This window comes from Paenibacillus alginolyticus DSM 5050 = NBRC 15375, from assembly GCF_000422905.1.
Classification (GTDB): domain Bacteria; phylum Bacillota; class Bacilli; order Paenibacillales; family NBRC-103111; genus Paenibacillus_E; species Paenibacillus_E alginolyticus.
In genome coordinates, this window is sequence record NZ_AUGY01000073.1 from 37,225 (window position 1) to 43,916 (window position 6,692).

The 6,692-nt window shown below is 46.3% G+C and carries 6 protein-coding genes; 3 read left to right on the forward strand and 3 right to left on the reverse strand.

What is annotated here, in order from left to right:
- The first annotated feature begins 256 nt into the window (after positions 1-256).
- Positions 257-1,528 carry an erythromycin esterase family protein gene (locus G519_RS0127435; RefSeq protein ID WP_036633903.1) on the forward strand — a complete coding sequence of 424 codons (1,272 nt, stop codon included), beginning with the start codon at positions 257-259 and terminating at the stop codon, positions 1,526-1,528.
- A 122-nt stretch (positions 1,529-1,650) separates the two neighbouring features.
- Positions 1,651-2,598, forward strand: coding sequence for a magnesium/cobalt transporter CorA (corA, locus tag G519_RS0127440; RefSeq protein ID WP_029197421.1), 948 nt, complete (start codon positions 1,651-1,653; stop codon positions 2,596-2,598).
- A 16-nt stretch (positions 2,599-2,614) separates the two neighbouring features.
- Here corA and G519_RS0127445 read toward each other — a convergent pair whose 3' ends face one another.
- Complete coding sequence (locus G519_RS0127445; RefSeq protein ID WP_029197422.1) at positions 2,615-3,502, reverse strand: AraC family transcriptional regulator; 888 nt, start codon at positions 3,500-3,502, stop codon at positions 2,615-2,617.
- Positions 3,503-3,630: 128 nt separating this feature from the next.
- Between G519_RS0127445 and G519_RS0127450 the strand changes: the two genes are divergently transcribed.
- Complete coding sequence (locus G519_RS0127450; RefSeq protein ID WP_029197423.1) at positions 3,631-4,737, forward strand: glycoside hydrolase family 172 protein; 1,107 nt, start codon at positions 3,631-3,633, stop codon at positions 4,735-4,737.
- 54 nt (positions 4,738-4,791) lie between these two features.
- Here the strand turns inward: G519_RS0127450 and G519_RS0127455 are convergent, their stop codons facing one another.
- Together G519_RS0127455 and G519_RS44785 are read right to left on the reverse strand one after the other, a co-directional pair.
- Positions 4,792-5,670 (reverse strand): AraC family transcriptional regulator, encoded by an 879-nt coding sequence (locus tag G519_RS0127455; RefSeq protein ID WP_029197424.1) that lies wholly within the window; start codon positions 5,668-5,670, stop codon positions 4,792-4,794.
- Positions 5,671-5,781: 111 nt separating this feature from the next.
- A complete protein-coding gene (locus G519_RS44785; RefSeq protein ID WP_244280238.1) occupies positions 5,782-6,345 on the reverse strand; it encodes a zinc-binding dehydrogenase in 564 nt (187 codons plus the stop codon).
- Between the last annotated feature and the right edge of the window lie 347 nt (positions 6,346-6,692).

The following is a 6,692-nucleotide window of genomic DNA, read 5'->3' on the forward strand; positions in this document are numbered from 1 at the left end:
CATCCTCCCATGACTAGAATAAGATTGGGTTCGAGCATCCTGACAAAAAAAGGGGACCTAGCCAACGGGGCCAGGTCCAAAGTTTATATTAAAAAAGGGGGGTCTTGTTTATTATAATACACCCACTATGTTAGAGAACTGTAACAGGAATGTTCCAATTGTGTTACAAAAATGCGAATCCATTCGAATCGCTTTTTTTGTACCCACTTTTGTACATACTACAGAATGTAAATCTTTAGGAATAGGAGTTAAACATGTGAAAGTTGAAGAAGCCATTGTAGAACAGATTAAACAGCAAGCTGTGCGGCTGCGCTCCTCCGAAGATTTGGATGTATTAGTAGAGGCAATCGGGGACAAGAAGTACGTTTTACTCGGTGAGGCAACGCATGGTACATCGGAATTTTATAAGCTGCGCATGGAGCTAAGCCGTAAATTGATTGAAGAGAAAGGTTTTTCTTTTATTGCTGTCGAGGGCGACTGGCCGTCATGTTATGAGGTTAACCGTTATGTGAAGCATTACAAGGATGCAAAGCCGAGCTCCCGAGAGGTCATGGAAACATTTAATCGCTGGCCAACTTGGATGTGGGCGAATGAGGAGGTTGGGGCGTTGATGGAGTGGCTCAACCAACACAATGCAGATAAGCCGATGGAAGAGCGCGTCGGGTTCTATGGTCTGGACGTCTATAGTTTATGGGAGTCACTAGAAGAAATCGAACGTTATTTACAGGAAAAAGGCACACCCGAGCAGTTAGCTCTAGCGCGGAAGGCATTTGAGTGCTTCGACTCTTATGAGAAGGAGGGGCAAAATTACGGGGTTTCGGCGGCTTTTTACGGCGAAAGCTGTCAAGATGAGGTTGTGAAGCTGCTTCAAGCGCTTCACGCGAAACGCGTGCGGTACGAAGAAGACAGCGAAGCAGCTCTTAGCGCGGAATTGAACGCGCTTGTTGCTGTGAACGCTGAGGATTACTACCGCACCATGGTCCGTCACGACGCGGAATCGTGGAACGTCCGCGACCGACACATGGTCGAGGCGCTGCGCCGCCTCGCCGACCACCACGGCCCAGACGCCAAAGTCATCGTCTGGGAGCACAACACGCACGTCGGCGACGCGCGTGCCACAGATATGATGGCCGACGGTATGGTGAACGTCGGCCAGCTCGTGCGCGAAGCGCACGGCGAAGCCGATGTGTTCGCCATCGGCTTCGGCACTTACCGCGGCACGGTCATCGCCGCGACATCTTGGGGCGCGCCGATGGCGACGATGCAAATGCCACCTGCCCAGCCGGGCAGCTGGGAGGAGCTCATGCATCACGCCGGCGCGCACGATCAGATCCTCCTGCTGCGCAAGGAGGATCCCGTTCTCGGGCACGAGGTGCTGGGGCACCGTGCCATCGGGGTCGTGTACCGCCCTGGCCATGAGAGAGGGAATTACGTTCCCTCTCTTATGGCTCGGCGGTACGACGCCTTCGTGCATGTGGATGAAAGCCATGCGCTTCATCCGCTAACCATAAATAAAGTGCTTGTGTGATTTCGCACAAGCACTCCCTGCATCACACGTTATATCAGAGTCAATATCAAGCTCAGGTCCTATACATTTAATAATGTTGTACAAAATTAAACAGTTAAAATAAAAGCCAAGGAGTTTTAATAATGATTCGTTCCCTTGCTATGACTATGGACTTCAAGGTGCTCCATAATGTCCCCTTCGAGGAGCTTCTAGGCCCGAACATTAAGTGGTATTGGGTCGACTTTCATAATCCCAGCGAGGAGGAAGCACTGCATCTGAAGGGTCATTTTCACTTTCACCCGCTGGCCATAGAGGACTGCTTTTTCTTACTGCAACGACCGAAGATGGATCATTATGAGGACGTTCACTTTTTTGTGATGCATGGGATTAATGCTTTAACACTGGATGCTGAAGAAGTGGACATGTTTCTGGGAAGCAATTTCATTGTGACCTTTCATTTGCATGAATCCAGAGAAATTGAGGATGCTTGGAGCCGAATTTTAGAACAAGAACATTTGCGGAATGAAGGTCATATTTATGCGGCGTATTTAATTCTTGATAATTTGGTGGATCAATATTTCCCAAGTGTCTACCAAATCGAAGATCAATTGGATGATATCGAGAACAATTTTGATGCCGAATCCATTGAAGTCTTAATGAAACATATTTTCGGTATTCGGGCCAAATTGTTGAAATTGCGTCGTACTATCGTGCCCATGCGTGACTTGCTGTACAGGGTCATCAATACAGATCGAATCGAGCTTCGCGAACAGCTCGTCTTTTTCACGGATATTCATGATCATCTGCTCAAGCTGTCTGAAATGATTGATTCAAACCGCGACATGACGGCGGATATGAGGGATAGCTACATCTCTCTGAATTCAAACCGAATGAATGCCATCATGAAAACGTTGACCGTAATCACGACGATCTTCATGCCGTTAACGTTCATTGCTGGTCTATATGGGATGAATTTCGCTTATATGCCTGAACTGAAATGGCACGGGGGTTATTTTGCCATTCTCGTGATCATGTTCGGGATTGGATTCGGTATGTTCGCTTGGTTTTGGAAAAAGGGCTGGTTTAAATAGAAGACCTTCCTAATTCTTAACGAGGCTCATTTCGGAATTCCTTCCTAAAGCCAGCTGGCGAAACCCCCACCTTCTTCTTAAAAGCTCGACTGAATGCATGAATACTAGAAAATCCTAGCTGATCAGCGACTTCTTGAAGCGGCATTAAGGTATGCCTGATCATATTCTTGGCACGTTCCAGCCGGATTCTCTGATGATATTGAATTGGACTTACATCAAATACTTTATTAAATAAATGGATCAAATAATATTTACTGATATGGAATCGCTCCGATAGTTCATCCAATTTCAACTCACGGTGAACGTGAGCCGCGATGTATCGCTCAATATCCAATAACAGTTCTTGGTGGAGACTATTTTCAAATAATCGTCCGTTCCATGCATGCTCCCTTACTACAGATGTAATTAACTCCAGCAGACTGCCCTTTAGACGCCATTCGTACAATGGGAGCTTCGCTTCAAATTCATAGATGATCCCAAAAAGCTGCTGCTCCACGCGACTTGGCTCCCTTAATCGAATATAATTCGGGAGATCAACGAGCGCGCCCGACAGTTCATCCTTGCGAAACCAGCTTCGCTCCGTATCATCCATATCTTGCAGCATTTTGAACGATACCTTCACATCCCCGCTGTCCGCCTGCTGGAACAAATCAAAATGCACGTGCGGCTGCCGAATCGGCTTATCACCTATGATCTGGATGGAGTGCCTCTGTCCAGGCTTTAACAGAAACAAGTCGCCCGGTCTGCCTTCATAGATCTTGTCCTCGATCGTTATGTCAGCCCGCCCCTCCATTAGATATAATAGCTCGTAGTCCCAAATCATTCTTTCTTTTAACATCCAAGGAGATTGTATGATACTATCCATCGCAATCCGAACATAAGGGGAGACAGTTTGAAAGCTCACAGAAAGAATCCTTCCTTTTCAGCAATAATAGTTAACTTTTAATTAACTTTGGCTAAATGAACGCGCTTACCTTCATTATATAATGTTTTCAAGTTCGCATAACTATAATGATAAAGGTGGATGTTCCTATGTCGCAAAATCAAGGCTTTATCCATGAACTCTCTGCAGCTCCATTCCTGACACATGGCCGAACCCGCTGGATCACAGCAGAGAATCCGACCGGAGAGAAGGGACAAGGAGGGAAAGCAGCAAGCAATTTAGGTATTGCCCGCAAAGGCAAGCCGTGCATCACTTTACCACAAGGAGAAACGGTCGTTCTGGCCGATATTCAAGGAACTGGCATTGTGCAGCACTTCTGGATTACTTGTACGAATGCTACCTCCAAGGGGAATTTTGTGCTTAGAGATTTAGTGCTCCGCATCTACTGGGACGATGAAACCTTGCCTTCTGTTGAGGTGCCGCTTGGCGATTTCTTCTGCAATGGGTTCGGTGAACGCTGCAAGGTGAATTCGCAGCCGATCGTCGTGAATCCCACAGGCGGTATGAACTGCTACTTCCCCATGCCTTTCCGGCAATCAGCCAAAATTACGATCGAGAATCAACACGCCGAGGATATTCACGGCTTCTTCTATCAATTTCATTATGAGCTTGTCGATTCGCTCCCAGAGAATACAGCTTACTTTCACGCCCAATGGCGAAGAGAGAATATAACAACGGAAGGCAAAGATTACACGATTCTAGACGGAGTCAAGGGGAAAGGAAAATATGTTGGCACCTATTTGGCATGGGCAGCATTAGAGCGCTATTGGTGGGGTGAAGGGGAAATTAAATTTTATTTGGACGGAGATGAAGAATGGCCAACCCTTTGCGGAACGGGGACGGAGGATTATTTCGGCGGAGCCTGGTGCTTTTATGAAAAAGAAAACGGGATCCCTGTCGAGGTGCCCTACAGCACTCTCTATCTGGGATACCCGTTCTATTCCAAATCGGATACGACCCTCAAAGAGAAGTTCGGCGAAGATTCCGTGCCCATGCATGGACTGTATCGTTGGCATCTTCCAGACCCCATCCATTTCGAGAGCGATCTGCGTGTCACGATTCAACAGATTGGACATAACAGCAGAGAGCTTTTCGAACGAACCGACGATGTTGCTTCCGTTGCCTATTGGTATCAGATGGAGCCTCATGCGGATTTCCCCCTACTGCTTCCCGTTCATCGGAGATGGCCGCGATAGCAAACACGCCAACCTCTTTGCGCGCCCAGCTCATCATATGCGTATGATCTTATTCTAAGAAATGGTTGGCTGAGAATTCATCGCCATAAACATACTGGGTTTCACGCCAACCGTAGCCTTGAAAGAGCGGCTGAATAAATAAATACTTGAAAAGCCCACCTGCTCAGCAATAGCGGTTAACGTTTGCTTCCCTTCGATCATTCTTATTTTCGATTGCTCGATTCGAATATGGGTCAAATATTTATGAATCGTAATGCCAAGTTGATCTTTAAATAAAAACGATAAATGATTGGTCGAAATTCCGACATGTTTACTTATCGTATGATTATCAAGTTCAGGGTCCCCATATCTTTCATTAATGAATTTGATCGTGTTTTCAATCAACACCCAACCCTTTGTCATTTTACCTTCTATATCGTTATGGCCCATTTGCCCTTTCATAAAAAGAACTAATAATTCCAAACAAATCCCCTTAAGAATCAACGAATAACCCGATTTCTTATCCAGAAACTCCCTCTGCATGATCAGGAATCTCTTCTTTAACTCGATCCGGTCCGGCAGCTGCAGGTGAGAAATAGGGAAGGTATATGCTAGCTGCATCTCCTTGTTTGCAATTGCTTTACGCTCTTCAGTAATCGTTTGGTCCTTCCAAGAACTTCGTTCTTCGTCATAATACAAATCAAAATGAAAGATATATTGGATCAATGGCACTTCAGACGTTGAGCGAATAATATGCGCCATGAAGGGAGGCATAAGGAGAATGTCTCCTTCCTTCACCTGATATTTGACCCCGTCCAAAAAAAACTCAGCTTCCCCTTGCTCGATATAAGTATATACATGGTCATAATCCATCCATTCACCCGCCAGAGAGAAGGATTTATGAATTTTGACCATTCTGACGAAAGGCGAGATGCTGTTCATCCAAGTCTCCATGTACTTCCCTCCTGCGGAATGATGATGATCGACTGCATTATTTCCTAAGTATAACTGAAGCGTATTCATTTATTCCATCTCTCAACGTGACGCTGACTTCTCTCTTACGACTTATGTCTCGCTCCAATCAAATAAAACACCGCTATACTGATCCTTATGCAATCGGAGACCCTCATAAGCTTTCTTCGCTTCCTCCGGCTTCAGCACATGGCTGATTAAAGGTTCGACCTGCAGCCGTTTCTGCTTCATCAGCTCGAATACGATGTTTGAGTTTCTAACCAAAGAATGTTTGACAAACTCATTAGGCTCCGTTGGATACCGCCATTCGTGCGCTCCCTTGAATGTAATACAGCCTCGTCCATATAAATGACAGTAGTTCAGAATTTCAGTTACATCCGTGTTATATTCACCTCGAGGGCTGCCCAGGAAAATGATCTCACCCAATTTGGCGATCCACTCGAGACTTTGGACGGCCACTTGAGGCACCCCTGTTGCCTCGATATGGGTTGAAACTCCCTTTCCAAGAGTGAATTCGGCAATCTGTTCATGCACGCTGATTTCTCCACCCCTAATGGCATGAATGACACCGCATTGCTCGGCAATTCGAATCCGTTCCCCCGATAAATCAATACCAATCACAGCAGCACCCTGTAATTGCGCCAGCTGAGCTGCCATATTTCCTATGAGTCCAAGCCCCGTTACGTGAATATTTCGGTGCCATAGAGCCATCGAGTTAATGAGTGAGAGCCACCACGTTAATCTATTAGAGCCACTATGTTAGTAGAGAGAGCCGCCCCGTTGGTAGAATGTACAGATGTGCGTCTGCCTAGCAAGTGCACAAATACCAACGGGAGGTCATCAAAATGACCAAGTATCGAGAAATTTTAAGGCTCAATAGCATGGGGCTGAGTCAGCGCAGTATCGCTTCGAGTATTCAATGCTCACGCAACACCGTCTCCGAGGTGTTACAACGTGCAAACGAAAAGGAGCTATCATGGCCACTACCGGAGGATGTGGTAGAA

What these genes read in the sequence shown, in the direction of transcription:
- corA (WP_029197421.1), top strand. Translation starts at nt 1,651, where the DNA reads ATGATTCGTTCCCTTGCTATGACTATGGACTTCAAGGTGCTCCATAAT.
- G519_RS0127450 (WP_029197423.1), top strand. Translation starts at nt 3,631, where the DNA reads ATGTCGCAAAATCAAGGCTTTATCCATGAACTCTCTGCAGCTCCATTC.
- G519_RS0127455 (WP_029197424.1), bottom strand. Translation starts at nt 5,670, where the DNA reads ATGGAGACTTGGATGAACAGCATCTCGCCTTTCGTCAGAATGGTCAAA.
- G519_RS44785 (WP_244280238.1), bottom strand. Translation starts at nt 6,345, where the DNA reads ATGGCAGCTCAGCTGGCGCAATTACAGGGTGCTGCTGTGATTGGTATT.